We start from the raw sequence: 542 nt of genomic DNA on the forward strand, positions 1-542 counted from the left end.
GGCATGTAGCGATGCTTGGCGGAGATTGGACGGACGGAACGGATGATCGGAGTTTCAAGTGGCGCCATTTCCAGGGTGATGTGATCCTGTGGGCGGTGCGCTGGTATTGTCGCTATCCGATCAGCTATCGCGACCTTGAGGAAATGCTGGCGGAACGCGGCATTTCGGTCGACCATACGACGATCTATCGCTGGGTCCAGTGCTACGCCCCGGAGATGGAGAAGCGGCTGCGCTGGTTCTGGCGGCGTGGCTTTGATCCGAGCTGGCGCCTGGATGAAACCTACGTCAAGGTGCGGGGCAAGTGGACCTACCTGTACCGGGCAGTCGACAAGCGGGGCGACACGATCGATTTCTACCTGTCGCCGACCCGCAGCGCCAAGGCAGCGAAGCGGTTCCTGGGCAAGGCCCTGCGAGGCCTGAAGCACTGGGAAAAGCCTGCCACGCTCAATACCGACAAAGCGCCGAGCTATGGTGCAGCGATCACCGAATTGAAGCGCGAAGGAAAGCTGGACCGGGAGACGGCCCCACCGGCAGGTGAAGTA

General features: G+C 61.3%; 1 pseudogene. It reads left to right on the forward strand.

From position 1 onward, the window contains the following. Positions 1-11 precede the first annotated feature (11 nt). A pseudogene (locus B277_RS15480) lies at positions 12-542 on the forward strand (IS6 family transposase); the annotation flags it as partial.

This window comes from Janibacter hoylei PVAS-1 (assembly GCF_000297495.1).
In the GTDB taxonomy this organism is placed as follows: Bacteria; Actinomycetota; Actinomycetes; order Actinomycetales; family Dermatophilaceae; genus Janibacter; species Janibacter hoylei.